The following is a 25068-nucleotide window of genomic DNA, read 5'->3' on the forward strand; positions in this document are numbered from 1 at the left end:
CTATGCCGCGCCGAAGTTCGGCGTGCGCTTCTGCGTGAACGCAGCCACCGCCTCCCGGTGCTCGGCCGTGCGCGCGCTCGCCATGTGACGAGCGCTTTCGACGTCGAGCAGGTCGGCCAGTGATCCCTGCTCGGCCAAGTTGAGATTGGCCTTCATCGCCGCGAGCGTTTCGGGCGGGCCGTCGGCGAGCTGGCGCGCGAGCGCCTGCGCTTCGTCCAGGGCCGCTCCATCGTCGACGAGCCGCGAGACCAGCCCTAGCCGGTCGGCATCCTCCCCCGTCAGCACGCGCGGCAGCAGGTAGAGGTCACGGGCTCGTGCGGGACCGATCAGGCGAGTGAGGAACCAGCTGCCGCCATAATCGCCGCTCAGGCCAACCCGCGCGAAGGCGGTGGTCAGCTTCGCTCCACGCGCGACGACGCGAAAGTCGCATGCAAGCGCAAGGCTGAGCCCCGCGCCCGCCGCAGCGCCCTCCACGGCGGCGACGGTTGGCTTCGGCATGGCGTGGAGGAGCCGCGACGCTTCGACCCAACGGCGCAGTCGGGCGGTCGCCTGCTCCAGCGTCTCGGCTTCCGGCGGCGCGGTGCCGTCTCCCTTGTTCATAGCGCCGACGTCCCCCCCAACACAAAAGGTGCCCGCCGCGCCCGTCAGCAACACGGTGCGGACTCCGGCGTCATCGGCAGCTCGCGCCAGTATTCCGGGCAGCGCGTCGCACAGCTCGGGGCTCATGGCATTACGCCGCTCGGGCCGGTTGAGCGTGACCGTCAGCACGCCGCGATCGAGGGATTGGAGAACGGCGTCAGTCATTGGTGGCAAGCTCTCCGGGCTACCAAGGGCGAATGGGATGACCGCGCGCTGCTAGTCAGAACTGCATTCGCACCCCGACGGTGAAGTAGCGCCCGAGAAAATCATAGATCCCGCCATTGGCCGCGCGCGGCGTGGTGGAGGCGCCGTTGGGCGTGATCGGCGGATCCTGGTCGAGCAGATTGTTGATGGTTCCGTAGATCTCCATCTTGGCTGTCCGCGTCGGTAGCGTGTAGCCAATCGTCAGATCGGTGTAGAATATCGCGGGCACGCTAGTGTCGGTGCCGGGCGCATAGACCAACGTGTCGTCCAGATGTCCGGGCCCAATGTAGCGCTCCTGGACAAAAACGTGGAGCCGGTCGTTGCGCCAGTCGATATTGGCCGTTCCCGTCCACTCCACGGCGGCGGGCGGATTGGTGTTCTGGATGACGTTGAGGTCGCCGACGCGATCCACCTCGACCCCGTTGACCACCAGCGCCAGCTTGCGTGTGTGTGTGGCCAGCGCCCGCAGGCTCAGCGTTCCGTTACCCAGCCGGGTCCGATAGCTGAGCTCGTAATCTTCGCCGTCCGTCTTCAGTCGAGCGAGGTTCTGGAAGGGCGTGGTGACCACGTTGATGGTGCCGTCGGGCGCGCGCTGGATACGGTCGCATGGGCTCAGGCCGCACTGGTCGACGACCTGCTGCACGGTTGGCTGAGAGATGACGTCGCGGATGTTGATGTTGAAATAGTCGACCGACGCCGTGAGGCCGGGGAGGAAGCGAGGCTTCAGCACGACGCCCAGATTGTAGGAGTCGGCGCGCTCCGCCTGCAGCATGGTATTGCCGGTCTGGCGCTGGATGAAGATGGTTCGCGTGCCGCCGCGCTGCGGGTCGGAGGCGGTGGCACCGTTGATCTGGTTGCCGACGGTGAAGAGCTCGGCGATGTTAGGCGCGCGGACATCGCGCGAGCGCGTCGCGCGCAATCGGATGTCCGGCACCGGTTCGTAGATTGCGCCCAGCTTCCATGTCGTCTGGCCGCCGGCGGTGGAATAGTCCGCGTAGCGCACGGCGCCGTTGAGATCGAGCGTGGAGAGAAACGGGCGATCCGCGACGATCGGCGCGTTGACCTCCACGAAGCCCTCCTTGACGTCGAACTCCCCCTTCAATGGTAGCCCGTTGATGGAGTAGAGAAAACGGCCGAAAAGCCCTTGCTGCGCCGCCGGGAAACCGCGGATGCCCGTACCGTTGCGCGTGCCTGCGGTGATGGCATCCTCCGACACCTCGCCGCGCTCGCGGCGGTATTCGCCGCCAAATGCAATGGACACCGGGCGCGACCACAAGGAGAACAGGTCGCCGCGCACGTCAGCAGCGCCGACCAGCTGACTGCTGTCGACCTGCACCGTCGAGACGCCGGTCACATATTGCAGCGCGGCAGGCGACGGCGAGCCTTCACCAAACAGGTTTATGGGCACGCAGCCCGGCCCCGCCACGGTTCCCAGCAACGTCGAGCGGCAGACAATCTGCCCGGTAGCTGGGTTCCGCACCGCGTCGGCCGCGTTGTATACGTTGTCCATGATCTCGTTGGGCGAGATCCGGTAGATGGACCGCGCTTTGCCATACTGGCCGTAAGCGGAGTAGCGCCACTGCTCGCCGAGCCGACCGCTGATGCCGCCGGCGATCCGATAGGTGTTGGTGTCGGTGTAATAGCGGACGGGCTGAAAGTCGCGGTTGACGCGGAACAGCGTGAACGACGTGATGCCGTTCGACGTGAGCGTGCTCCTGATCGCGGGCGACAGATACGCGTTGTCGGCAAAGATGGTGAAGGCCGCCGAACCAAGCTGATTGGTGTTGAGTGCTGCCAGGTAGTCGCTGTGGAAATCGCCGTAGTTTCCTTCAACGAACACGCTGAGCGCACTGCTCGCATCGAAGGTCAGGCGACCGAAGATGTTCTTGCTCTCGCTGCCCGGCAACAAGGCCGTGCGTCGCGGTGTGCCGTCGCCGCCGCTCATGTTGGTGGCGCTGATGAAGGTGCCCTGCGCAAAGGGTCGCAAGGTGCCGTCGGGATTGAACTGGGTCAGCCGCAATGGGCAGGCGGCACCCGCGGGCTGGCAGGCGGTGATGGTCCCGCCATAGCTTCCCAACACGTCGCGGGCGTCGGGAATGACCACCACACGCGAGGACGTCGTGCTTTCCGGCACCACCGCCCAGCCGGCGTCCGCCCAGCCCCGGCCACCGTAATTCTGGTCGATCCCCTTCTGCAGGAAGTAATCGCCCGACACCACCAGGTGCGCCCGACCGTCCGCGAAACGCTGGCCAACGGTAAGGTTGGCCTTCATCGACCCGGCGTCGGAGCGGGACGACTGTCCGCCTTGTATGAAGCCCTTGATGCCGCTGTACCGAGAATCGAGGACAAAGTTGGCGACGCCCGCGACGGCGTCCGAGCCATAGGCGGCGGATGCGCCGCCGGTCACGATATCGACCCGGCTGACGAGTCCCTGCGGCACCAGACTGACGTCCGTGGTGCCGTTGATGGTGGTGTTGACGATCCTGCGGCCATCCAGAAGCACCAGCGTGCGGGTCGGGTTCAGTCCGCGCAATGCCAGCAGGCTAGAGCCGCCGCCCGTGGCCGAATGGTTCGATCCCGCGGAGGATGGCTTGAAGGAGCCGGTGAACACCGGCAACTGGGTCAGCGCCTCCGCGATGTTGCCAGGCTGAGCCGAGGCGAGCTGACCCGCCGACACCACCGTCACCGGGGTCGGCTGCGCTGCGCCATCCGTGATGGCGCGCGATCCGGTCACGACGATGTCACCGGCCGCTCCTGCCGCTGCGCCGGTGTCGGTCTGAGTAGGCGTCACGCGGGCCGTTGTGTCGTCGGCCTTCACGGCACCGGCCTCGGCGGGCGCGGGCGCGTCCGGGCTGGGCGTGGCGGACGTCTGCGCTGCGGCGGCTCCCGCCAACATCAACGTCATTGATGATGCGCCCGCCGTCAACGCCGCGCGCAGCATGGACCACCTATTCATGCCATCCTCCTCCAAGTGCCGCTTCCGGGCACCTTTTGTGACTTGTTCTATTTTTCGTGCATTGCTGTCAATAGCTGGGCGCGCGTCTCAGGCCTGCCACGTCCGTCCTGCCTGACCCCGATTGGCATAGAAGCGCTCGGATGGCCCCTCCTCCCGCCAGCCATGAACGGTGTTCTGCCCCAGCAGCGTCGCCATCCGCTCGCTTTCGGGATGATTCGCCAGATACCCCTCGGGCAGGAAATCCTTGTAGTTCTCCTGCGTGACCATGAACTGACGGCAGTAATAGGCGGAAAGATTGATGCGAAGCCCGGGAACCTTGCGCGGGAACGAGCCGTGCCACGTGTTGCCGTGCCACACGATCGCGGTTCCCGCAGGAACCTCGACCGCGATCGCATCGGGATTGCGCGCGGTACCGTCCAGCCCGCGCTCTGCGGCGGTAGGTTGCCGAGCGAGGTTTTGGCTGCCGGGCACCATGGCCAGCGCGCCCTTCTCCTCCGTGTAGTCGACCAGCGCGTAGTTGCAGTTGGCGACTAGCGAGTAGGGCGAATAGGGGGCGGGCACGCCGTTGCCATTGTCGCTATGGATCAGCAGCCCGGCGCCGCCTGGGCCCTTGAGGTGGCACGACAGGCTGGACAGTTGGCAATGCTGACCCAGCAGATAGCTGATCAGCGTCAGCTGACGCCGCTCCAGCACCGCCTCCTGAAAGATCGGGTCCTGATAGAGCAGGTACGGAATGAAATTCACTTCCTGCGTTTCGGTCTCGCCATCGATGTCGAGCGGACGGCCCAGCCGCTCCTCCGCGATCTGCAGGATGCGTTCGCGCAGCCGCCGGGTCAGGTCAGGCGACAGGGCTCCTTCGATCGTGGTGAAGCCATAGGCGCTGAGTTCCGCCAGATTTGTCTCCAGGCCAAGCTCGCGAATGTCGCGGTAGATGTCGTTGAGCTCGCGCGTAGCCGACCAATTGCCAATCTCCATGCGTCCATCCCCTCTCTTGCCTGCATGTAACCGCAGTTGTGCGACTCGGTATATTTTGCGGCTAGGTTTCAGTCCAGCCCTTTCGCGTTCCGTCCTGCCAGCACGCGGATGATTTCCTCGTGCCGGGTGCGGGACAGGTCATAGGGTGCAAGCACCAGGCATCCCGAACACAGGATCGCCAGCAGCATGGGGCCATAAAGCAGCGCCAGGTGGTACAACGTCGCCTCCGGCACCTGCCCGACCACGGCATTCTGGGGAAAGGCGATGACGTCGAGCAGCACGCCCGCCAGCGCCGTCCCGGCACCCGTCGACGCCTTTCGCGAGAACGCGATCGCTCCGAAGAACATCCCCTCCGAACGCATCCCGTGACGCAGGTCGTAATCGTCCGCGACATCGGCCAGCATCGCGGATGAAAGGGTGACGGGCACCGACCCGCAGATGCCATAGAGGATGAAGAAGAAGATCATCGCCGGCACGAGCATCGGATCGCCATTGGCCGGAAACCATCCGAGCAGACGCAGGAGGACCGGCGCGGACACGCAGGTGCAGCTGGCGATGACACCGGCGATATAGGCCGGCTTCTTGTCCCAGCGCCTGGCGATCGGGCCGACAAAGAATACGCCGACGATGAAGCCGATCACGGTGGCGAACAGCACATTGCGCGTCTGGGTCGGTGAAAGCTCCCAGTAGAAAGTGGTCATGTGCAGGGCCAACGTGGCCTGGGTGCCGTTGAAGATGTAAAACAGCAGCAACGATAGAAACATCGCCCGGAACGAGGTGAGCTTCATGGCTCGCCCCACCGTTCGGAGCACGCCGCTCCCGTGTGGAGGCACCGGGGCGGGCGGAAGCCTCATGGCCCGCTTCTGCGTGCCAAGCGCTGAAACGAACACGGCCACGGCGACGGTAACGCCGCAAAAGATCGCGAAGGGCGTGTAGGCGGCTGGGTTCAACTGCCCGCGCGGATAGTCGGCAGTAGCAGCGAAAAAGATCGAGAATGCCGCGCCAAGCGCGACCAGCCGCCCGAAATAGGAAAAGCCGGTCCGATACCCGCCGATCTCGATCCGCTCCTCGAAGCGGTCCGACAGATCGGCTCCAAGCGCCATGTGCGGCACGAAATACGCCGCCATCGCCACCCGCGAGATGATCGCGAACACCGTCAGCCAGGCGAACAGCGCGATCTGTGACAACCCATCCGGCGGGCTGAACAACAGCACCAGTGCAATCAGCAGCGGGATGGGTGCCGCATAAAGAAAGGGGTGACGCCGCCCAAGCCGCGACCGTAGTCGATCCGACCAACTGCCGATCATAGGGTCGGACACGGCATCGAACAGCAGGGCGACCAGCAGGGCCAGTCCCGACAGCGACCCGGACAGTCCGACGACCTGGACATAGTAGAACAGGAGAAAGGTTTCGAGCGCCGCGGTCTTCACCGCCTCTCCGATCTCACCCAGTCCGTAGAACAGCTTTTCGCGCACGCGCAGCGGGCCGAGCGAAGCCGTGCTGCTCGCCCCCTGTAGGGCCTGCGCAGCCGGCGCGGGACCGGACGTCGCCGACATGGCCTCTCCATCTTCTCCGCCCGGATTAGCCCGGGTCAGGTGGCCCGTTGTATCCGATTCAGGCCGGAGCGCAATTTGTTCTTAGTATCTTTTCACGCCTGAGCGCTTTTTCGTTGCCGTATTGCAGCAGCCCTGATCGCTGCTAGGAAACGGCATGGCGACCAAGTTACCTCTCCGGATCCGCAAGGCCATACGGACGCGCAAGGCGATCATCGACGCGGCCACGGAGCTGTTCGAGAAACAGGGCTTCGCCGCCACCACGCTCAACCAGATTGCCGATGTAGCCGACGTCCACAAGCAGACCGTGTTGCGCTACTTCAACACCAAGGAAGAGATCGCACTGGCGTTGCGCACCCATGTGCTCGAACAGTTGCGAGATCGGCTGTTGGACGAGAGTCGGAACAAGCCCGTAATCGAAATTTGGCGCAGCTTCGTCTCCGTGTCCGCGCGTGCGATCGCCGCGAATCCCGACCAGTTTCGTTTTAACCAGTTCCTGCTCCAGAACGACAAGATCGTCGCGCAGCTGCTGCTGATCGAGCACCGCTACGAGCAGATCCTGGCCGAAGCCTTCGCGCGCGAGGCCGGCGTCGACCCCGCCACGGATCTATATTCCAGGATGCTCGCGGGCATGCTGGTCGCGGGCAACTTCATGGTCGGCAATCGCATCTTCAAGGACGGCCGGATCGAGGAACTGGAGGGCGCATGCCTGGAGGTGGTCGATTTCGCGCGCGCCAAGTTCCCCGCCCGTGAGCCCTGACCGCCGACGCGGTAGTTAACAGGCGGATTGACAGCGCCGCCAAAGAAAATAGACTTGGCCACAGAATCGACCGAGGCAAGGAATAGGCGCTCGGCGAGGTGAGGGATCGATGGCCGCAGCACAACCCACAGCACCGCTGGCGCATCTGCGCGTCGTGGAGACGGGTGCGCTGGAGGCGGTCGCCTATTGCGGCAAGATGCTCGCGGACTTCGGCGCCGATGTGGTCCGAATTGAACCTGCCGAGGGCGACCCGCTGCGGCGGATCCCACCGCTCGTCGACATAGGCGCAGGGTTGGTGGAGAGCGCACTCGGCGCCTGGCTCAACACCAACAAGCGCAGCCTGATCGCCCCTGCCGATAGCGACGCGGCGGCTGCCCAGGTCGAGGCGCTGACGGCCCATGCCGATGTCTTGCTCGACGCCGGCGAGCCGGCCACGGCCGCCGCCCGCCACGCCCGATTGCGCGCCGCCAACCCGCGGCTCGCCATCGTATCGCTCAGTTGGTTCGGCGAGAGCGGACCTTATCGCGACCTCGCCGGCAGCGACGCCGTGGTGCGCGCCATGGCCGGGCTGGTGAAGCTCGTCGGTCCGGCGGAGGGCCCGCCGATCATGGTCAACGATCACCAGGCGAGCATCCATGCCGGGCTGACCGCCTACAACGCCGCCATGGCCGCGCTCCATGCCGGCGGCAGCCGTCGTTTCGAGGTCTCGGTGCTGGAGGCGTGCACCGTGCTGGCCGAGTTCCAGATCGCGCTGCGCTACGGTCCGCCCGCCGACGAGGGGCGGCTCGGCACCAACAAATTCTACCCCACCTACCCGCTCGGCATCTTCCCCTGCCGCGAGGGGTGGCTCGGCGTCACGGTCGGCCACCTCGACCAATGGGCCGCGTTCTGTGACATGCTGGACCTCAACCACGTCCGTGCCGACCCGCGCTTCCAGACGCGCTTCGACCGCAGCCGACACATGGCGGAGCTGGATGGCATCATCGGGGACCGGCTGAAGAGCCGAACCGCCCAGGAATGGTTCCAGTTGGCGCTCGCGCGGCGCGTGCCGCTGGTGGTGGTGCCGAGCATGGCGGAACTGCTCGCTCAGCCCGTTCACCGCGCCCGGGGCGCTTTTCAGTCGGTAAGCGTCGGCGAGGCGCGGTTCGAGGGCCCGAGCGTGCCGCTGCACCTGTGCGCGACACCGCCGGCCCGCAATGGCGTTGCGCCTTTGCCCGGTGAGGGGACACCGCCGCCCGCCCGCGCCGCCCCTGCCCTGCCGCTGGTGCCCGCTGACCGCCGTCCCCTCGCCGGCATGCGTATCCTCGACCTGTCGATGGGGTGGGCCGGGCCGCTCGCCACCCGTCAACTGGCCGACCTGGGCGCCGAGATCGTCAAGGTGGAGGCATGCGCCTATCCCGACTGGTGGCGTCCGACGGAGGGCGAGCAGGAACGGATATTCGAGCACAGCCCCTGGTTCATCGCGCTCAACCGCAACAAGACCGACGCTGCCATCGACATCTACACGCCCGAGGGACTGGCGCTGGTCAAGCGGCTGGCAGGCGACGTGGACGCAGTGATCGAGAATTTCGCCGCCAACGTGATGCCGAAGCTGGGCCTCACCTACGACGCGCTCAGGGTAAGCAATCCCTCGATCGTGATGATGTCGATGCCCGCCTATGCGGGCGACTGGAGTGATCTGCGCGCCTATGGCTCGACGCTGGAGCATGGCTCGGGCCTGCCCAGCGTAACCGGGCCCGCCGACGGCCCGCCCGTCCTCAATCACCTCGCCTATGGCGATCCGATGGGCGGGCTGAGCGGCTGCGCGGCGCTACTGACGGCGTTGCTCCACAAGCGGCTGACCGGCGAGGGCCAGCAGATCGTCTTGTCCCAGGTGCAGGCCATGCTGCCGCTCGCCGCTCCTTGGGTGATCGAGCAGTCTCTCACGGGCAAGGTCGAACGACTGGGCAACAGGCACCCGACGATGGTGCCGCACAACGTCTTCCCGACCGCCGACGCCGACGGCTGGATCGTCGTCGCGGTTCCCGACGACCCGACCTGGCAGGCGCTGGCCGGGATCATCGATTTGCAGCGTCCCGACCTTGCGACCCTTCAGGGCCGCCGCGAGCAGGAGGACGGGATCGAGGCCGCCCTGTCCCGCTGGACGCGAAGCCGCTCTGGCGTCGAGGCCATGGCGGCGTTGCAGGGAGCGGGCGTCCCGGCTGGGATCGCCGCCACGCCCGGCGACCTCTATACGGACCCCCACCTGGTCGCGCGCGGCGACTGGGAAGTGGTGGAGCGGCGTTGGAGCGGCCCCCAGCCGCTGTTCGCCTCACCCTTTCGGGAAGAGGGCCGCCCGTATCCGGTGCTGTCCCCCGCCCCGACGCTGGGCGAGCACAATGCCCGCGTGCTCGGAGACATGCTCGGGCTGGACGCAGCCGCCATCGCCGACCTCGAGGCGCGCGGCATTGTCGGTGATTGCGGCCGACCGCGCGTCGTCAAGGCCGCCACACCGCCGCCGGCGCTCGCCGTCGCCTGACAGGAACCATCATGGCCGAACCCAGCGAACTCCAGATGCTGCGCGACAGCGCCCGCCGCCTCGCCGCCGACTGCGCCCCCGCACGCTGGTCGTCGGCCGGGCGCACCGGCCGCAGCGACCCTGCGCGGTGGGCGCGGATGATCGAGAACGGGTGGCTACATGCAGGACTGGACGAGAAGCTTGGCGGTTTCGGGTTCGGCGCGGCCGAGGCGGCGCTGATCGCGCAGGAGGCCGGCCGCGGCCTCCTCGCCGAGCCGCTACTCGCCAACTACGTCGCCTTGTCGCTCTTGGTCGAGGCGGCGGATACGGAACTCGGTGGACAGGTTGCCGAGGCCGTGAGGGAGGGACGCCAGAAGCTTGCCTTCGCCTATGCGGAGCCGGGCGCGCGTTTTGCCTGGGAGCACCCCGCAGCGCACGTACGGCGCGAGGGAAACGCGGCGGTGCTCGATGGCCGCAAGCAGGTGGTGCTGGGGGTCGCGGACGCGGACCTGATCGTCACCGTCGCGCGCGACGAGGCAGGCGAGCTTGTCGTACTGCTGGTCCCCGCCGCTGCGCCGGGAGTGGAGGTCCAGGGATTCGCGCTGGTCGACGGGACTGGCGCGGGCGATATCCGGTTCTCGGGCGTTCGGCTGCAACAGGAGGCCCTGCTCGCGCGCGGGGAGACCGCCCGTGCCGCCATTGAGCGCGCGCTCGATCACGGCGCGACGCTGGTGTGCGCCGGTGCCGTCGGCGCAATGCGCGCGGCGTTCGAAATGACGCTCGACTATGTCAAGAACCGCGTCCAGTTCGGCGAGCCGATCGGCCGCAACCAGGCGCTCCAGCATCGGCTGGTCGACCTGCTCCGCCTGATCCGCGAGTCCGAGATCCTGCTCGCCGAGGCGGTCGCGGCGATGGACGGCGATCGGGTCGAGCGCGGCCTCGCCGTCTCGGCGGCCAAGCTCCACATCAACGCCGCCGCGCGCAAGGTCGGGCAGGAAGCAGTGCAGATGCACGGCGCGATCGGCACCACCGACGAGGCCGCGATCAGCCACTATTTTCGCGCGCTAACCGCCATGGGCGTGCTCTTCGGCGACGCCGCCCATCACCGTGCCCGCTTCTTCGCGCTCGACCGCCAACTCGTTGCCCAGGATACACGATGCCCAAGTTGAGCCCAGCCGACCAGGCTTTCGTCGCCGACCTTCGGGCGTTCATCGCCGAAAACCTGGATCCGGATCTGCGCGCCGTCGTCGCTGCTGGCGGTCACCCCACCAAGGCGCAGCTGAAGGCCTGGGAGCATGGGCTCGCGACGCGCAACTGGCTGGTCTATACTTGGTCAGCCGAGCATGGCGGGCCGGGGCTCACCCCGTTGCAGCAGTTCCTGTTCGATCAGACGATTGCGGAAATGCATGCCCCCAGCAACAACGGGCTGGCGATCAAGATGGCCGGCCCCGTCATTCGCGAATTCGGCAATCCCGAGCAGAAGGCGCAGCATTTGCCGGGCATCCTCCAGGGCACCGTCAACTGGTGCCAGGGCTACTCCGAGCCCGGCGCCGGCAGCGACCTTGCCGCCGTCGCCACCCGCGCAGAGGCCGACGGCAACGACTATATCGTCAACGGCCAGAAGATCTGGACGTCCTATGCCCATTGGGCGGACTGGATGTTCATGCTGGTTCGCACCAGCCAGGAGGCCAAGCGCCAGTCCGGCATCACCTTCCTGCTCGTCGACATGCGCACGCCCGGCATCACGGTACGCCCGATCGTGGCGTCGGATGGGCACCACGGCTTCAACGAGGTGTTCTTCGACAATGTGCGTGTGCCCCAGTCGAACCGCATCGGCGAGGAGGGCAAGGGCTGGACCTACGCCAAATTCCTCCTCAGCAACGAGCGTCTGGGCGTCGTGTCTCTTCCGGGCATCCGGCACGCGCTGGCCCGGGCGGAGGCGGCGGTGACGCGGCCGCTCGCCGACGGCAGCAGGCTGATCGACGACGTGGACTTCACCAACCGGCTGGTGGACCTCAAGGTCCGCCTCCGGGCGCTCGAGGGCTGGGTCAAGCAGTCGCTCGACGAGCTGCTGGAGGGCGGCAAGCCGGGACCGGAAGTGTCGATGGTCAAGATTCGCGGCACCGAGCTGAACCAGGACCTGGCCGAATTCACCATGGACGCGCTCGCCTATGACGCGCTGCCCTATGACTTCGAGCAGGCGGCCAGCGTCGCACGAGACATCGCTCCAACGCCGGACTTCGGAACAACGGTGACGGCCGGTTATCTTTACCGCCGCGCCTTCACCATCCTGGGCGGATCGACCGAAGTGCAGAAGAACATCGTCAGCAAGGCCATTCTCGGCCTCTGAGACAAGGGGAACGGCATGAGCGAGCAACTACGTCTTCGACAGATTTGCCTCGTGGCTCCGGAGCTCGAGCGCGCGGTGGAGGACATGAGCGCCATCCTTGGGCTGCCGGTGTGTCACCGGGACCCCAATGTCGCGACCTTCGGGGTGGAGAACGCGCTGTTCGCGGCGGGCACGACCTTTCTGGAGATCATCGCCCCCACCCGCGAGGGCACGGCTGCCGGCCGGTTCCTGGAGCGGAGCGGCGGCCGTGGCGGTTATATCGCGCTGTTCGACTGCCCTGACCCAAAGCGTCGTCAGGCACATGCCGAGTCGATCGGCGTCTCCACCGCGTTCACCATCGACCGCCCCGGCATCTACCAGTGTGTCCAGCTTCACCCCCGCGACTGCCGCGCAACGATGCTCGAATTTGACCGGACCGAAGGGGGCGAGGAGCTGACCGGCCCGTACTGGCCCGCCGGCGGTGACGGCTGGCAACGCTACATGGACCAGAGCCGCACGCGGGGCGTAACGGGTATCGAAGCGACCAGCCCTGACCCGGCCGGCCTCGCCCGGCACTGGGCCGCCATTCTGGAACGTGCGGTGGACCACGACGCCATTGCGGTGGACGGCGCGACGGTCGGCTTCGGCCCCAGTGACGACGGCAAGGAGCGGCTGGAAACCATTATCCTGGATGCGGCCGATCCGGAGGCGATCATGGCCGAAGCGCGGTCGCGCGGGAAGGACACCGGATCGGATCGGTTCGCGCTGTGCGGCATGACCTTCAGGGTGTCCCGATGAGCTATTCCGACATCATGTTCGACGTGGCGAACGGCGTCGCCACCATCACCCTCGATCGTCCCGAGCGACTCAACGCATGGACACCGACCATGGCGGCCGAAATCCGCGACGCGCTGGAGCGGTCAGCGGCAGACGATGGCGTGCGAGCGATCGTGCTGACCGGGGCCGGGCGCGGCTTCTGCGCGGGAGCCGACATGACGGCGCTGACCGACATCAGCGCACAAGGCAAGAGCGAGCGCGCGCCGTTCACCCCGTTCGACCCGGCAGCCCGGGCCGACTTCCACCACGCGATGACCTACCTGCCGTCGGTGCCAAAGCCGATCATCGCTGCGGTGAACGGCGCCGCGGCGGGGCTGGGCCTCGCCATGCTGCTGTTCTGCGACCTTCGGTTTTCCTCGGATCGCGCGGTGTATGTCAGTTCCTTCTCGCGGCGCGGACTGATCGCGGAGCACGGCACCAGCTGGATGTTGACGCGCCTGGTGGGGCACAGCCGCGCGCTTGACCTGATGCTCTCCTCGCGCCGGGTGGACGCGGCCGAAGCCCATCGCATCGGGCTGGTGGATCGGGTGTTCCCGGCCGATACGCTGTTGGCGGAGACCATGGCCTACGCGCGCGAAATCGCGGATCTCGTCTCGCCTCGTTCCACACGCGTGATCAAGCGCCAGCTCTGGGACGCGTTGTTCGAAGATCTAGGGAGCTCAATGGCCGAGGCCGACCGCCAGATGGCGGCTAGTTTGCAGACTGACGATTTCCGCGAAGGGGTTGCGCACTTCATTGAAAAGCGTGCTCCACGCTTCAAGGGGCACTGACCGTGGCAGGACCACACCTCGCATTTGTGAAGATCATCGTGGGGGATTTGACCCGCGCCGAACGATTCTACGGTGATGCCTTCGGGCTTCAACGTACTGGCAGCTTTGCCACTGATGCCGTTGAAGAGGTGATTCTACGCGGTGCGGGAGGTGCATCGCTGGTCCTGTATGGCTGGAAGGATGGACGGGCACTTATCCCCGGCACCACTCACGGTCCGATTGGCTTTTATGTCGAGGATGTTGACGACGCCTATGCACACGCTCTCAGTGCCGGGGCCGCGCATGTCCGTGAGCCAGCGGACTATGGTTCGATCCGCGCCGCCTTCGTGGTCAGCCCGGACGGACACGAGATTGAGCTTGTAGCGCGCTGACGCTTTTTACAGCGACGGCAACCATGCACTGACTCGGTGCAGTCGCGCGCCCTAGGGTCAGGACTCATTGGCTATAGCCAGAAGATGACGGTGGCAGCGAGGGCGATGGCGGAGAAGAAGACGGTGGGACATCGGTCCTAGCGAGTGGCGACGCGACGCCGGTCCTTCAGCCTGCCGAACGTGATCTCGATTGCGGCTGCGCCGCCGGTAGCCGCGCTTGTCGTATCTGACTGGCTTGAGCAGAGCTGCCGCGCTGGGGTAGTCGCTGACCAGACGCTGTGTGCCTCCATCAGCGTGGATGCTGCCGGGCGAGAGCGATCCCCGCCAGGTTCTGCGATCGTTTGATGTAGCGTATGTGCGGCGCATCCCTGCCGCCGGCGAGCGTGCGGAACTCCCGCAGATGCCCGACACATGATCCCCGGCACCTGATTAGCCCGTTGGCTTTGGCGACCACGTCCGCCGAGTCGCCCAGCAGGACGAAGTCCGATCCGAGCGATTGCGCGATGGTCAGTGCGCGGATCAACGCGAGCCACTCGGCATCCGAGCTGCTGCCCGGCCCGAGCCCCCTCGCGATCGTCACCTGTCCGGCCGCGACGACCGCCGTCTCCATGGCGTTCCCGCGGTAGCCGCCGTCGAAATAGACTTTCAGGCGCGTGCGCACAGGCTCAGCGCCACTGCCTCTGCCACCTTGATCCCGTCGACTGCCGCCGAAAGGATGCCGCCGGCATAACCGGCGCCCTCGCCCGCCGGGAAGAGGCCGTTGGTATTGAGGCTCTGGAAGTCGGCGCCGCGGGTAAAGCGAACCGGTGAGGACGTTCGCGTCTCCACGCCCGTCATCACCACGTCCGGATGGTCGTAGCCGGGGATCTGACGGCCAAAGATCGGCAAGGCTTCACGCATCGCCGCGACGACGAAGTCGGGGAGGCATTGCGCCAGGTCGGTCGGTGTCACGCCGGGGCGATATGACGGGATTACCGAGCCGAGCGACGTCGATGCGCGACCAGCCACGAAGTCGCCAAGGCGCTGCGCCGGCGCCTTGTAGTCACTACCGCCTGCGGCAAACGCCTTCGCTTCCCAAAAGCGCTGCAACGCCAGGCCCGCGAGCGGATCGCCAGGGAAGTCGCGTGCCGGGTCGATCGCGACGACGAGGCCCGAATTCGCATTGCGCTCGTTGCGGGAATACTGGCTCATGCCGTTGGTGGCGACGCGACCCTCCTCGGAGGTTGCGGCGACCACGGTCCCGCCAGGGCACATGCAGAAGCTGTAGACCGTTCGATCGTTCGAGCAGTGGTGTGAGATGTGATACTCCGCCGCGCCCAGCAGATCGTGACCCGCGTTGTGACCGAACCGCGCTCGATCGATCCAGGACTGCGGATGCTCGATCCGCACGCCGATCGAGAAGGGCTTTGCCTCGACGTGGACGCCTGCCTCGTGCAGCATCTCGAAGGTGTCGCGCGCGCTATGCCCGATCGCCAGCACCACATGGTCCGCTTCCAGATAGGCGCCGGTATGAAGGTGCAGCCCGCGAACGCGCCGAACTCCCCCACCGTCAGCCCGCACGTCCAGCCCATCGACACGATGCCCGAACCGGTACTCGCCGCCCAGTGCCTCGATGGTCGCGCGCATGCTTTCGACCATCGTCACCAACCGGAAGGTGCCGATGTGCGGATGCGCCTCGGTCAGGATCTCCTTGGGCGCGCCGGCCTTCACGAACTCGACGAGCACCTTTCGGTCGAGGTGGCGGGGCTCCTTGATGCGGCTGTAGAGCTTACCGTCGGAGAAGGTGCCGGCCCCGCCCTCCCCGAACTGTACGTTCGACTCAGGGTCGAGCACGCCCCTGCGCCACAGGCCCCACGTGTCCTTGGTTCTCTCGCGCACGACCTTGCCGCGATCGAGAATGATGGGCCGGAAACCCATCTGCGCCAGGATCAGCCCCGCGAACAGGCCGCAGGGCCCGGCGCCGATCACGACCGGTCGAGCACAGTCGGCCGGCGCGGTCGCGACCTGGCGATAGCTCGTGTCCGGGGTGCGCTGGATATCGCTGTTCTTGCGGAAGCGGGCCAGCACGGCTGCTTCGTCGCGCACGTTCACATCGACGGTGTAGACGAGGACGATGTTCGCCTTGTCGCGCGCGTCGTGACCCCGTCGCACGACGCTGTGCCGCACCAGGTCACGCACGCCGATGCGCAGCCGCTTGCGAATGGCGGCGGGCAGCGCCTCCTCGGCATGATGGAGCGGCAGGGTTAGATTGGTGAGGCGGAGCACTTCGGCGGACTTAGTGGCGAGCCGCGCCCGGCGCCATCGGCTTGTCTCCAGGTGACATACCCATTCACGAGTCCCACCCGCGAAATGGAGCCGCCGGCGGGCGACCTGCGGATCCGCACCGGCGGCGGCAGGCGGCGCGCGCCGAAGAATATCTCCGGCCTCCACCGCATCGTTCCGGTAGAAGGAGTTTTCGCCGAAACCGACGCCCCAAGCCCGGTCCGCAGACTGTTGGTGCCGGAATAATAGGCCAGGGCCGCCGTCGTCAGCCCGCCGCCGGGACTTGCGCTGCCGGTGGCGCCCAGTGCATCGCCATAGATGGTGTCGTTGCCGCCGGCCCCCGTCAGCGTGTCGCGGCCACCGTTGCCGATGATCGTCTCCGACGCGGTGGTCCCGGTATAGAAGTCGTCTCCGACAGTGGTTCGTTCGCCAAGCCTGCTTGCCTGCGCCAGGCAGATAAGCGACGATGCGATCGTGCCAGGGCAAGCCATCGTCGATCATCGTCCGCCAGGGACCCCGGACACCGCCGTGCTCCCCGCGCGCCCGGAACCCATCCGGCTGTCGCCCACCGACACCGCGGTCGTCGTGATCGACATGCAGAACGCCTATGCAAGCGAAGGCGGGTACGTCGATCTGGCAGGCTTCGACATCACCGGTTCCGCGGGGGTGATCGGCCGGATCGGGCAGGTGCTCGATACCGCTCGCGCCGCGGGGATGCCGGTGGTCTTCCTCCAGAACGGCTGGGACGCCGACTATGTCGAAGCCGGTACGGTGGCCTCCCCTAACTGGCACAAGTCCAACGCGCTGAAGACGATGCGCGCGCGGCCCGACCTGGCGGGGCAACTGCTCGCGCGCGGCGGGTGGGATTACGAGCTTGTCGACGCGCTGAAGCCCAAGCCGGGCGACATCCGCATCCACAAGACGCGCTACTCGGCGTTCTTCAACTCACAGCTCGACAGCATCCTGCGCGCGCGCGGCATCAGGACCATCGTCTTCGTCGGCATCGCCAGCAACGTCTGCGTGGAATCGACGCTGCGCGACGGCTTCCACCTCGAATATTTCGGCGTGATGCTGGAGGACGCGACGCACCATCTGGGCCCCGACTTCATCCGCGACGCCACGCTGTACAATGTCGAGAAGTTCTTCGGCTGGGTCTCCACCGTCGCCGATTTCTGCGGCGCGGTGGGGCAGCGGCCCGTTGCAGAGGAAAGCTGATGCCGTTCGAGCCGATCAACCCGCCGCAATTCCCGACCCCGATCGCCCCCTATTCGGCCGGCGCGAAAGCGGGGAACACTGTGTATGTCTCGGGCGTGCTGGCGCTGGGCGAGGGCGGCGCGGTGCTCCACGTCGGCGACGCGGCCGCGCAGACGCGACATGTGCTCGAGGTCATCAGGATCACGCTGGAGGCGGCTGGCGCGACGCTCGCGGATGTGGCGATGAACCACATCTTCCTCAAGGATCTGGCCGACTACGCCGCGTTCAACGCCGTCTATGCCGAGTATTTCCCGGGCGCGAAGCCGGCGCGCTATTGTATCAAATGCGAGCTGGTGAAGCCCGACTGCCTGGTCGAGATCGCCTCGGTCGCGCACATTGGCTGAAGCGGCGGGGCTCTATTACGAGCTGCACGGAGCGAAGAACGCGCCGCCGCTGATCCTGTCGAGCGGGCTGGGCGGATCGGCGGATTACTGGAAGCCGAACCTCGTTGCTTTCGCCGAGCATTTCCGGGTGCTGGTATACGACCATCGCGGCACCGGCCGCAGTGACCGGGCGCTTCCGGACGTGGTGACGGTCGAGCACTTCGCCGACGACATGTTGGCGTTGATGGACGCGGTAGGCTGGGCGCGGACAAGCATCGTCGGCCACGCCGCGGGCGGCGTTGCGGGATTGGCGCTGGCGCTCAAGGCTCCCGAGCGGCTCGACCGGCTGGTCGTCGTCAACGGCTGGGCCAAGGCCGACCCGCATTTCCTGCGCTGCTTCGAGGCGCGGCTGAACTTGCTGCGGCACAGTGGCGTCGAGGCGTTTCTGCGGGCGCAGCCGATTTTCCTCTACCCCGCCAGATGGATCAGCGCACACACTGCCGAACTGGATGCAGAGCTGCCGCATCAAGTGGCGGCATTTCCAGGTGTGGCCACGATGGAGAAAAGGATTGCTGCGCTCGCGGCGTTCGACGCGACGGGTCGGCTCAAGGGGCTGGACGACAGGACCCTCGTCATCGTGGCTGATGACGACATGCTGGTCCCTTCGTCCGCTGGCGAGTTGCTGTGCGGCGAGTTGGGGCGGGGAACGTTCAGCGTCCTTCCCGGAGGGGGGCACGCTTGCAATGTCACGCGGCCCGACGCGTTCAACCGGTCCGCGCTGGCTTGGCTGACCCACACTGAACTTGAGGAATAATCCATGCAGGTCGGCGTCTTCGTGCCCATCAACAACAACGGCTGGCTCATCTCCGAGAACGCGCCGCAGTACCTGCCCTCGTTCGACCTCAACAAGGCGATCGCGCTCAAGGCGGAGGAGCATGGCCTCGACTTCCTGCTGTCGATGATCAAGCTGCGCGGGTTTGGCGGCAAGACCGAGTTCTGGGAGTACGGGCTGGAGAGCTTCACGCTGATGGCGGGGCTCGCCGCGGTCACGGAACGGATCAAGATCTACGCCACCTGCCCCACGCTTGTGATCCCACCGGCCTTTGCCGCGCGGATGTGCAACACGATCGACTCGATCAGCCACGGCCGCTTCGGACTCAACCTCATCACCGGCTGGCAGAAGCCGGAATACAGCCAGATGGGGCTGTGGCCGGGCGAGGAGCATTTCCGCAATCGCTACCAGATGCTCGACGAATACGCCCGCATCCTGCGCGAGCTGTGGGAGACCGGCCGGTCCGATTTCCGCGGCGACTATTACCAGATGGACGACTGCCTGGTCCGGCCGCAGCCAACCGGCGACATGAAGATCATCTGTGCGGGCTCGTCGGACGAGGGCCTCGCCTTCTCCGCGAAATGGGCGGACTACGCCTTTTGCCTCGGCAAGGGCGTCAACACGCCGACCGCCTTCGCCTTCAACAACGAACGGCTCGCCGCCGCGACCGCGAAGACCGGGCGCGACGTGTCCGTGTTCGTGCTGGTGATGATCATCGCCGCCGAAACCGACGACGAGGCGATGGCCAAGTGGAAGCACTATAACGCCGGTGTCGATGTCGATGCGATCGCCTGGCTCAAGGATCAGGGCGCGGCCGACAAGGTCAATGCGACCACCAACGTCCGCCAGCTCGCCGCGCCCGAAGGCGCCGTCAACATCAACATGGGCACGCTGGTCGGCAGCTATGCCAGCGTCGCGCGCATGCTCGACGAGATGGCGACCGTGCCGAACACCGGCGGCGTGCTGTTGACGTTCGACGACTTCCTTGAAGGTATCGAGGCGTTTGGCACGCGCATCCAGCCGTTGATGAAAAGTCGCTCGTAGAGCCAGCGCCGTGGGTGGACCGGTCCGGCAAGTACGCTCAGCTCACCCGGCAACACATCGCGCCGGGTCGTCTAGGGAACGCTGTCGGCGAGGATCTCCACCGCCGCAGGGTGGCCCAGGAACGCCGCCGGGCTTGCGGTGGCGCCGTATGCGCCGGCCATGAACACCGCGATCAGGTCGCCCGGTTCGGCGCGAGGCACGCCGATATGGTCGCCGATCCGGTCGAGCGGCGTGCAGAGCGGGCCGACGACCGACACCTCCTCGATCGCAGCATCGCCCGTCGAGCGGGCGAGCGCGACCGGATAGTTGCGACGTACCACCGTGCCCAGATTGCCGGTGGCGGCGAGCTGATGGTGCATGCCCCCGTCGCAGACGAGGAAGGTCTCGCCGCCGGACTCCTTCCGGTCGACGACGCGCGTCAGGTAGACGCCGGCCTCGGCGACCAGCCAGCGACCGAGTTCGATTGCGTAGCGAGTTGTCCGCCCCGCCAGCGCCGCGGTCAGCGCGGCCCCGACGAGCTCGATGTCCAGCGCCCGGTCGCCGGCGAAGTACGGCACGCCGAAGCCGCCGCCCAGATTGACCAGCGGCGGCTCCGCGCCCGCTTCCGCCGACAGGCGATCCGTAAGCTCAAGCGTCGCGGCGTGCGTGTCGATGATCGCCTGCGCGTCGAGCGCCTGACTGCCGGCATAGACATGCCATCCGCGCCAGTCCGCCCCGGCCGCGATCACCCGCCGGGCGAGCGCACCCGCGCGGGCAGCGTCGATGCCGAAGGGCGAAGGCCGCCCGCCCATCCGCATCCCCGACCCGCGCAGTTCCACATCCGGATTGACGCGGATCGCCAGCCGCGGGGCGATGCCAAGGCGGTCACCGGCAACTAGCGCCCGCTCCGCCTCGCCCTCTGACTCCAGATTGAGCGTCGCACCTGCTTCGATTGCGGCGACAAGTTCCGGGTCGCGCTTGCCAGGTCCCGCGAAGCTGATCGCGTCTGCGGGCTTGACCGCCAGCGCCCGGGTCAGCTCGCCCGCGGAGGCGACATCGAGGCCATCGACGATCGTCGCGACGGCGGCGAGCAGCGGCGGATACGGGTTCGCCTTCATCGCATAATGCAGGTCGACGCCTGGGAACGCGGCGCGAAAACGTCCGACCCGCGTGCCGACGATCGCGGCGTCATAGACGAAGCAGGGCGTGGTGCCGGCATGCTCGGCCCAGTCGGTGGCCGATCGCCCGGCGATGTGGAGTTCACCGCGCTGGTCGGCAAACTCCGGCGGCAGGGGTCCGATCGGCTTCATGCCGCCCGGACCTGCGTCGCAATCGCCGATCGGTCCAGCTTGCCGTTCGCATTACGCGGCAGCTCGTCGTGCCAGACATAATGTTGTGGCTGCATGAAGCTCGGCAGCTCGGACCGCAGTCGCGCGCGCAGGTCCGCTTCGCGGTCGGCCACGCCCGCCACCACCACCACGATCGCCTGGCCCAGCCGCTCGTCGGGAACGCCCACCGCCACCGCCTCGCGTGCCTCGCCCCCGGCGAGCACCGCTTCCTCGATTTCCAGCGGGCTGAGACGGTTGCCCGCCGACTTGATCATCTCGTCGTCGCGACCCACGAAACGGAACAGACCGTCCGCCCCTACGGTGACCGTGTCGCCGGACCAGGCCGCCGTGCCGCCCGATTGCGACCATCTCGGTGCAGGGCGGAAGCGCTCGGCGGTACGCGCCGGGTCGCGCCAATACCCCTGCGCGACCAGCGGCCCGGCATGGACGAGTTGACCCGGCTCGCCGGGCTGGGCGCGGTCGCCGCTCGCGGTCACGGCCATGACCTCTGCGAAGGGGATGGCGCTGCCGATCGAATCCGGGTTCGCGTCGACCAGCGCCGGATCGAGATAGGTGGAGCGGAACGCCTCGGTCAGGCCGTACATGGCGTAAAGGTCGGCCTGCGCGAACCGCGCGCGGAGGCCGCGAACGAGGCGCGGCGTCAGCGCACCGCCGGTGTTGGTGAGCCGCGCCAGCCGCGCGGCGGTCTCGGCCGGCCAGTCCGCTTCGAGAAGCTGCACCCACAGCGGCGGCACGCCGGCAAGCGACGTCGCCTCGAACCGCGCGACCGCCTTCACCACGTCGCGCGGGGACAGATAGTCGAGCGGCACCGCGCTGGCACCGGCATACCAGGTTGAGAGCAACTGGCTCTGTCCGTAATCGAACGACAGCGGCAGGACGGCAAGAACGCGGTCCTGCGGCGCCACCTTGAGATAGTGCGCGACCGACACCGCCCCCAGCCACAGGTTGGCGTGAGACAGCATCACGCCCTTGGGGCGGCCGGTCGAACCGGAGGTGTAGAGGATGGCGGCGAGAGCGTGCGGGTCCGCTTGTGACCGCGCTCTGTGCCCGGCCTGGGCATCGCGGACGCTGGTCTCGTCGACCACGGTGCATTCGCCGGTCACATCGGCCGGATCGAGCGTGGCCGCACGCGCCTCTTGCGTCACCAACAGCCGTGCGCCGCTGTCCGCGAGGATATGCGCGACCTGCGCGCGGCGGAGCGCCGGGTTGATCGGCACATGCACCAGCCCCACGCGCGCGGCCGCCAGCGGCATCAGGCACGCGACGCGCGTCTTTGGTAACCATGTCGCGACCCGTTCGCCCGGCGGGAGCCCCTGCCCCGACAGCCAGCCAGCCATCGCGCCGATCGCGGCTTCCGCCTGCGCGAAGGTCATGGTGCCGTCGCGATCAACCAGCGCCGCGTCCGCCGCCGCACCGCGCAGGATGTGATCGAGGGGGTATGGACTAGGGTCGAGCGCGATCATGCCTGCGCCATAACGCGCAGACATTGCCAATTCACGCACCGTCCGATCGCCTGGCTCAACAAGGTCCTTTGTTAACCGCAAAATGCGACATACTCGGTCATGCAGGAACTAAATCATCGCGAGTTGGCCGGTTCAAGGCCGGTCGAGATCGCCTGGGGCCACCCTGTCGAACCGTCAGCAACGCGAGAGCTCATGTCGATCGTCGCCTCTACCCGACGGATAGACGTCGCGCCGCCAACGAACGCGCAGGCCGTGCTGTCGCCGGATTTCGGACGTCGCTTCACGATCTTCGCCGATGCGGAAGAGGAATTCGACTGGAGCCGCCCGTTGCGCCGCAACGCGACAGCGACCACCGCGATAGCGGCCTTGCCCGCGGCGACGAGACGGCTGAACGATCGTGGCGTGGTTCCCGCCTATCTCGTCGACTTCCCCGTGGTCGATCAGGAACGCAGCGCCGCGACGATGCGCGCGATGGTCGATGACGGCGAGTGCACCTTCGGCACGCAGCTTCACCCCTGGGTCAATCCGCCATTCGACGAGATCGTGTCCGGTCCTAACAGCTTCGCCGGATCGCTGCCGATCGAGCTGGAGCGCGCAAAGCTGCGCGCCCTGACCGAAAAGATCACCGAAACGCTGGGCAGCCGCCCGGTCGTCTATCGTGCCGGGCGCTATGGCGTCGGTGCGAACACGGCCGCGCTCCTGCTCGAACAGGGCTACCGCATGGACGTGTCCGTGCGATCCCTGTTCGACTATTCGGCGGAAGGCGGCGCCGATTTCACCCGGCATCCGATCACCCCGTACTGGCTGACGGACGGGCTGCTGGAAGCCCCGCTCACCGCCGGGTTTATCGGCGCATTGCGACGGTGGCCGGCGTTGTTCGGGGTGCCACGGCTGCGTGGCCCGATGGCGGCCTGCGGGATGCTCGGTCGCGTGCCGCTGACGCCCGAAGGCACGCCGCTCTCCGAGGCGCTAACGCTGCTGCGTCACCTGCTCGACAACGACGTGCGGCTGTTCAGCCTGTCGTTCCACACGCCGTCGGTCGAGATCGGACATACACCCTATGTCCGCGACCAAGCGGACCTGCGGCAGTTCTGGGCATGGTGGGACGGCGTCTTCGACCTGTTCGCGCGCGAGAACGTGCTGCCTTGCGTTCCCGCCGACATCCTGGCCGCCGCTCGCTGAGGTGGTCGCTAGCGAGCTGCCCGCCGGGAGAACAGCCGCCAGATTTCCAGCACCGTTGGCCGCGCGACTGCCATGATCAGCCCTGAATAAACCAAGCCGCCGGTCGCAACCAGCACGGCCAGGCGCAACGGCGTGGCAATCTCGCCGAGCCACCGGTCCACCCCCAGCACGACCAGCGCCATGCCGGCAGCACACAACAATGCCGGTGCGATCGCGCGAGCGAGCGTCGCCACGCGGATGCCGATGACGGGCATGGCAAGCGATGCGGTCACCAGCGTCAGGATGGGAAATCCGATCAGCCAGGCCCTCGCCAGACCCAGCGCGCCGTCGGCCACCCCGAAGAAGAATGCCACCGGCATGATGATCGCCCCGGCGGCGGCGGACAGCACCTGGATCTTGGGATGGCCGAGCGCGCTGGTCGCGGGCGTGAACATGATCTGCAGCACGACGAACGGCATGGCGAGCGCGAGCATCGTCACGATAGCGGGAATCTCGCGCCATTTCGCGCCGAGCATCGTCGCGACCAGCGGCTCCGCGGTGATCGCCAGGCCGAGGAACAGCGGCATGGTCGCAAGCATCACGATCCGCACCGACTTCTCGAACGCGCGCGCCGCTTCCAGCCGATCGCCCTGCAGCCGCGCATAGGCGGTGAACGCCACCTCGTTCAGCGGCGGCACGAATTTGGACGAGACGATCTGCGCGAGGAACAGCGCCGTCGTGTACAGGCCAAGGCTATGCACATCGAGCGTTCGGGCGCCGATGATCACGTCCGACTGTGTCTGCACCAGCCATAAGGCGGTGCTGACCAGCATTGCTCCACCGAACCGGAGCGTCGCCCCCGCTCCGCTGAAATCGAAAATCGGCCGCAGCCGCATCGGTGAGGCGAGCGTCATCCCGATCGCGCGCGTGCAGACCATGGCCAGCGGCGCGAATACCAGCGTCCAGACCGCGAACCCGGCGACCGCGCAGGCGACCGACGCCAGCGCCCCCGCGAGCGCGGACAGGAGATTGACCTGCGCCTGGCGCTTGAAGTCCATCGCCCGCCCCAGCAGTGCGGCGGGGACCAGGATGAACGGGTTCGCGAGATACAGCAGCGCCTGCACGACCAGCAGCTTCGCGACGATCGGCTGATCGTAATAATCGGCGATGAACGGCGCGAGCAGCACCTGGGCGAGCGCGATCCCGCCGTTGAGCAGCAAAAGGATCCCGAACACCTGCCCGACCTCGCGCTCGCCGACATGCTTTGCCCGCACCAGCGCATCGGAAAAGCCGCTGCCATTCAGCAGGCTGAGCAGGATCAACACGACCTGCGACATCGCGAACAGCCCGTAATCGGCGGGGTTGAGCAGGCGGATCACAACAAAGGTCGCGCTCCACACCACCATCTGCGCGACGATCTGGCTTCCCGAACGCCACAGCACCGCGCTGACGACGCGCGCGCCCAGAGGTGTGATGGCGGGAGCTTGGGCGGGCATCGAGGTCAAACAGC

General features: G+C 66.9%; 22 protein-coding genes and 1 pseudogene. 12 read left to right on the forward strand and 11 right to left on the reverse strand.

The genetic code is table 11. From position 1 onward, the window contains the following. The 4 genes from JWN21_RS00730 to JWN21_RS00745 form a co-directional block, all read right to left on the reverse strand. Positions 1-804, reverse strand: a complete 804-nt coding sequence (locus JWN21_RS00730) for an enoyl-CoA hydratase-related protein (protein ID WP_299645474.1) — start codon at positions 802-804, stop codon at positions 1-3. A gap of 55 nt (positions 805-859) precedes the next feature. Continuing rightward, complete coding sequence (locus tag JWN21_RS00735; protein ID WP_299645475.1) at positions 860-3799, reverse strand: TonB-dependent receptor; 2940 nt, start codon at positions 3797-3799, stop codon at positions 860-862. Positions 3800-3886: 87 nt separating this feature from the next. After that, entirely contained in the window at positions 3887-4774 is an 888-nt protein-coding gene (locus tag JWN21_RS00740) for a phytanoyl-CoA dioxygenase family protein (RefSeq protein WP_299645476.1), read from the reverse strand. 68 nt (positions 4775-4842) lie between these two features. Beyond that, complete coding sequence (locus JWN21_RS00745) at positions 4843-6330, reverse strand: MFS transporter (protein WP_299645478.1); 1488 nt, start codon at positions 6328-6330, stop codon at positions 4843-4845. 154 nt (positions 6331-6484) lie between these two features. On the opposite strand from JWN21_RS00745, the gene JWN21_RS00750 reads away from it, so the two are divergent. The 7 genes from JWN21_RS00750 (at position 6485) to JWN21_RS00780 (ending at position 13891) form a co-directional block, all read left to right on the forward strand. After that, positions 6485-7087, forward strand: a complete 603-nt coding sequence (locus JWN21_RS00750) for a TetR/AcrR family transcriptional regulator (RefSeq protein ID WP_299645479.1) — start codon at positions 6485-6487, stop codon at positions 7085-7087. A gap of 109 nt (positions 7088-7196) precedes the next feature. Further along, on the forward strand, positions 7197-9605 hold the full coding sequence (locus tag JWN21_RS00755) for a CoA transferase (RefSeq protein ID WP_299645480.1): 2409 nt from the start codon (positions 7197-7199) through the stop codon (positions 9603-9605). Between the two features lie 11 nt (positions 9606-9616). After that, positions 9617-10753, forward strand: a complete 1137-nt coding sequence (locus tag JWN21_RS00760) for an acyl-CoA dehydrogenase (RefSeq protein WP_299645481.1) — start codon at positions 9617-9619, stop codon at positions 10751-10753. Beyond that, positions 10741-11934 carry an acyl-CoA dehydrogenase family protein gene (locus JWN21_RS00765; RefSeq protein ID WP_299645482.1) on the forward strand — a complete coding sequence of 398 codons (1194 nt, stop codon included), beginning with the start codon at positions 10741-10743 and terminating at the stop codon, positions 11932-11934. The genes JWN21_RS00760 and JWN21_RS00765 overlap by 13 nt, the downstream gene beginning before the upstream one ends. Before the next feature lie 15 nt (positions 11935-11949). Then, positions 11950-12711, forward strand: a complete 762-nt coding sequence (locus JWN21_RS00770; RefSeq protein ID WP_299645483.1) for a VOC family protein — start codon at positions 11950-11952, stop codon at positions 12709-12711. Beyond that, on the forward strand, positions 12708-13520 hold the full coding sequence (locus JWN21_RS00775) for an enoyl-CoA hydratase (protein ID WP_299645484.1): 813 nt from the start codon (positions 12708-12710) through the stop codon (positions 13518-13520). The genes JWN21_RS00770 and JWN21_RS00775 overlap by 4 nt, the downstream gene beginning before the upstream one ends. 26 nt (positions 13521-13546) lie before the next feature. Beyond that, positions 13547-13891, forward strand: coding sequence for a VOC family protein (locus tag JWN21_RS00780; RefSeq protein WP_299645485.1), 345 nt, complete (start codon positions 13547-13549; stop codon positions 13889-13891). A gap of 71 nt (positions 13892-13962) precedes the next feature. On the opposite strand, the pseudogene JWN21_RS00785 reads toward JWN21_RS00780, so the two are convergent. The 4 genes and pseudogenes from JWN21_RS00785 to JWN21_RS00800 all read right to left on the reverse strand — a co-directional run. Next, positions 13963-14128 (reverse strand): annotated as a pseudogene (locus tag JWN21_RS00785) (transposase); the annotation flags it as partial. Positions 14129-14180: 52 nt separating this feature from the next. Continuing rightward, complete coding sequence (locus JWN21_RS00790; protein ID WP_299645486.1) at positions 14181-14552, reverse strand: reverse transcriptase-like protein; 372 nt, start codon at positions 14550-14552, stop codon at positions 14181-14183. Continuing rightward, entirely contained in the window at positions 14537-16156 is a 1620-nt protein-coding gene (locus tag JWN21_RS00795; protein ID WP_299645487.1) for an NAD(P)/FAD-dependent oxidoreductase, read from the reverse strand. The genes JWN21_RS00790 and JWN21_RS00795 overlap by 16 nt, the downstream gene beginning before the upstream one ends. After that, complete coding sequence (locus JWN21_RS00800; RefSeq protein ID WP_299645488.1) at positions 16135-16644, reverse strand: hypothetical protein; 510 nt, start codon at positions 16642-16644, stop codon at positions 16135-16137. The genes JWN21_RS00795 and JWN21_RS00800 overlap by 22 nt, the downstream gene beginning before the upstream one ends. On the opposite strand from JWN21_RS00800, the gene rutB reads away from it, so the two are divergent. From rutB to rutA, 4 genes are read left to right on the forward strand one after another with little or no spacing between them, the layout of a single operon-like run. Continuing rightward, positions 16628-17368: a pyrimidine utilization protein B gene (rutB, locus tag JWN21_RS00805; protein WP_299645490.1), complete on the forward strand. Its 741-nt coding sequence runs from the start codon at positions 16628-16630 to the stop codon at positions 17366-17368. The genes JWN21_RS00800 and rutB overlap by 17 nt on opposite strands. Continuing rightward, positions 17368-17751: a pyrimidine utilization protein C gene (rutC, locus tag JWN21_RS00810; protein WP_299645491.1), complete on the forward strand. Its 384-nt coding sequence runs from the start codon at positions 17368-17370 to the stop codon at positions 17749-17751. The genes rutB and rutC overlap by 1 nt, the downstream gene beginning before the upstream one ends. Next, positions 17744-18544, forward strand: a complete 801-nt coding sequence (rutD, locus tag JWN21_RS00815; RefSeq protein ID WP_299645492.1) for a pyrimidine utilization protein D — start codon at positions 17744-17746, stop codon at positions 18542-18544. The genes rutC and rutD overlap by 8 nt, the downstream gene beginning before the upstream one ends. A 3-nt stretch (positions 18545-18547) precedes the next feature. Continuing rightward, entirely contained in the window at positions 18548-19606 is a 1059-nt protein-coding gene (rutA, locus tag JWN21_RS00820; protein WP_299645494.1) for a pyrimidine utilization protein A, read from the forward strand. 71 nt (positions 19607-19677) lie between these two features. Here the strand turns inward: rutA and JWN21_RS00825 are convergent, their stop codons facing one another. Both JWN21_RS00825 and JWN21_RS00830 read right to left on the reverse strand, forming a co-directional pair. Continuing rightward, a complete protein-coding gene (locus JWN21_RS00825; RefSeq protein WP_299645495.1) occupies positions 19678-20895 on the reverse strand; it encodes a pyridoxal-dependent decarboxylase, exosortase A system-associated in 1218 nt (405 codons plus the stop codon). Continuing rightward, positions 20892-22397 carry an acyl-CoA ligase (AMP-forming), exosortase A system-associated gene (locus JWN21_RS00830; RefSeq protein ID WP_299645525.1) on the reverse strand — a complete coding sequence of 502 codons (1506 nt, stop codon included), beginning with the start codon at positions 22395-22397 and terminating at the stop codon, positions 20892-20894. Before JWN21_RS00830 ends, JWN21_RS00825 begins: the two co-directional genes overlap by 4 nt. 192 nt (positions 22398-22589) lie before the next feature. Here JWN21_RS00830 and JWN21_RS00835 point away from each other — a divergent pair, with 192 nt between their 5' ends. Continuing rightward, positions 22590-23579, forward strand: coding sequence for a WalW protein (locus JWN21_RS00835; protein ID WP_299645496.1), 990 nt, complete (start codon positions 22590-22592; stop codon positions 23577-23579). Positions 23580-23587: 8 nt separating this feature from the next. Here the strand turns inward: JWN21_RS00835 and JWN21_RS00840 are convergent, their stop codons facing one another. Further along, the gene (locus JWN21_RS00840; protein ID WP_299645497.1) at positions 23588-25054 is read right to left on the reverse strand and encodes a lipopolysaccharide biosynthesis protein; all 1467 of its coding nucleotides are present in this window, start codon (positions 25052-25054) and stop codon (positions 23588-23590) included. Positions 25055-25068 lie beyond the last annotated feature (14 nt).

The sequence above is a fragment of the Sphingomonas bacterium genome (assembly GCF_028292945.1).
GTDB lineage: Bacteria > Pseudomonadota > Alphaproteobacteria > Sphingomonadales > Sphingomonadaceae > Sphingomonas.

Coding starts and splice junctions, on each gene's coding strand:
- JWN21_RS00730 (WP_299645474.1), bottom strand. CDS start 804: ATGACTGACGCCGTTCTCCAATCCCTCGATCGCGGCGTGCTGACGGTC.
- JWN21_RS00735 (WP_299645475.1), bottom strand. CDS start 3,799: ATGAATAGGTGGTCCATGCTGCGCGCGGCGTTGACGGCGGGCGCATCA.
- JWN21_RS00740 (WP_299645476.1), bottom strand. CDS start 4,774: ATGGAGATTGGCAATTGGTCGGCTACGCGCGAGCTCAACGACATCTAC.
- JWN21_RS00745 (WP_299645478.1), bottom strand. CDS start 6,330: ATGTCGGCGACGTCCGGTCCCGCGCCGGCTGCGCAGGCCCTACAGGGG.
- JWN21_RS00750 (WP_299645479.1), top strand. CDS start 6,485: ATGGCGACCAAGTTACCTCTCCGGATCCGCAAGGCCATACGGACGCGC.
- JWN21_RS00755 (WP_299645480.1), top strand. CDS start 7,197: ATGGCCGCAGCACAACCCACAGCACCGCTGGCGCATCTGCGCGTCGTG.
- JWN21_RS00760 (WP_299645481.1), top strand. CDS start 9,617: ATGGCCGAACCCAGCGAACTCCAGATGCTGCGCGACAGCGCCCGCCGC.
- JWN21_RS00765 (WP_299645482.1), top strand. CDS start 10,741: ATGCCCAAGTTGAGCCCAGCCGACCAGGCTTTCGTCGCCGACCTTCGG.
- JWN21_RS00770 (WP_299645483.1), top strand. CDS start 11,950: ATGAGCGAGCAACTACGTCTTCGACAGATTTGCCTCGTGGCTCCGGAG.
- JWN21_RS00775 (WP_299645484.1), top strand. CDS start 12,708: ATGAGCTATTCCGACATCATGTTCGACGTGGCGAACGGCGTCGCCACC.
- JWN21_RS00800 (WP_299645488.1), bottom strand. CDS start 16,644: ATGGCTTGCCCTGGCACGATCGCATCGTCGCTTATCTGCCTGGCGCAG.
- rutC (WP_299645491.1), top strand. CDS start 17,368: ATGCCGTTCGAGCCGATCAACCCGCCGCAATTCCCGACCCCGATCGCC.
- rutA (WP_299645494.1), top strand. CDS start 18,548: ATGCAGGTCGGCGTCTTCGTGCCCATCAACAACAACGGCTGGCTCATC.
- JWN21_RS00825 (WP_299645495.1), bottom strand. CDS start 20,895: ATGAAGCCGATCGGACCCCTGCCGCCGGAGTTTGCCGACCAGCGCGGT.
- JWN21_RS00830 (WP_299645525.1), bottom strand. CDS start 22,397: ATGATCGCGCTCGACCCTAGTCCATACCCCCTCGATCACATCCTGCGC.
- JWN21_RS00835 (WP_299645496.1), top strand. CDS start 22,590: ATGTCGATCGTCGCCTCTACCCGACGGATAGACGTCGCGCCGCCAACG.
- JWN21_RS00840 (WP_299645497.1), bottom strand. CDS start 25,054: ATGCCCGCCCAAGCTCCCGCCATCACACCTCTGGGCGCGCGCGTCGTC.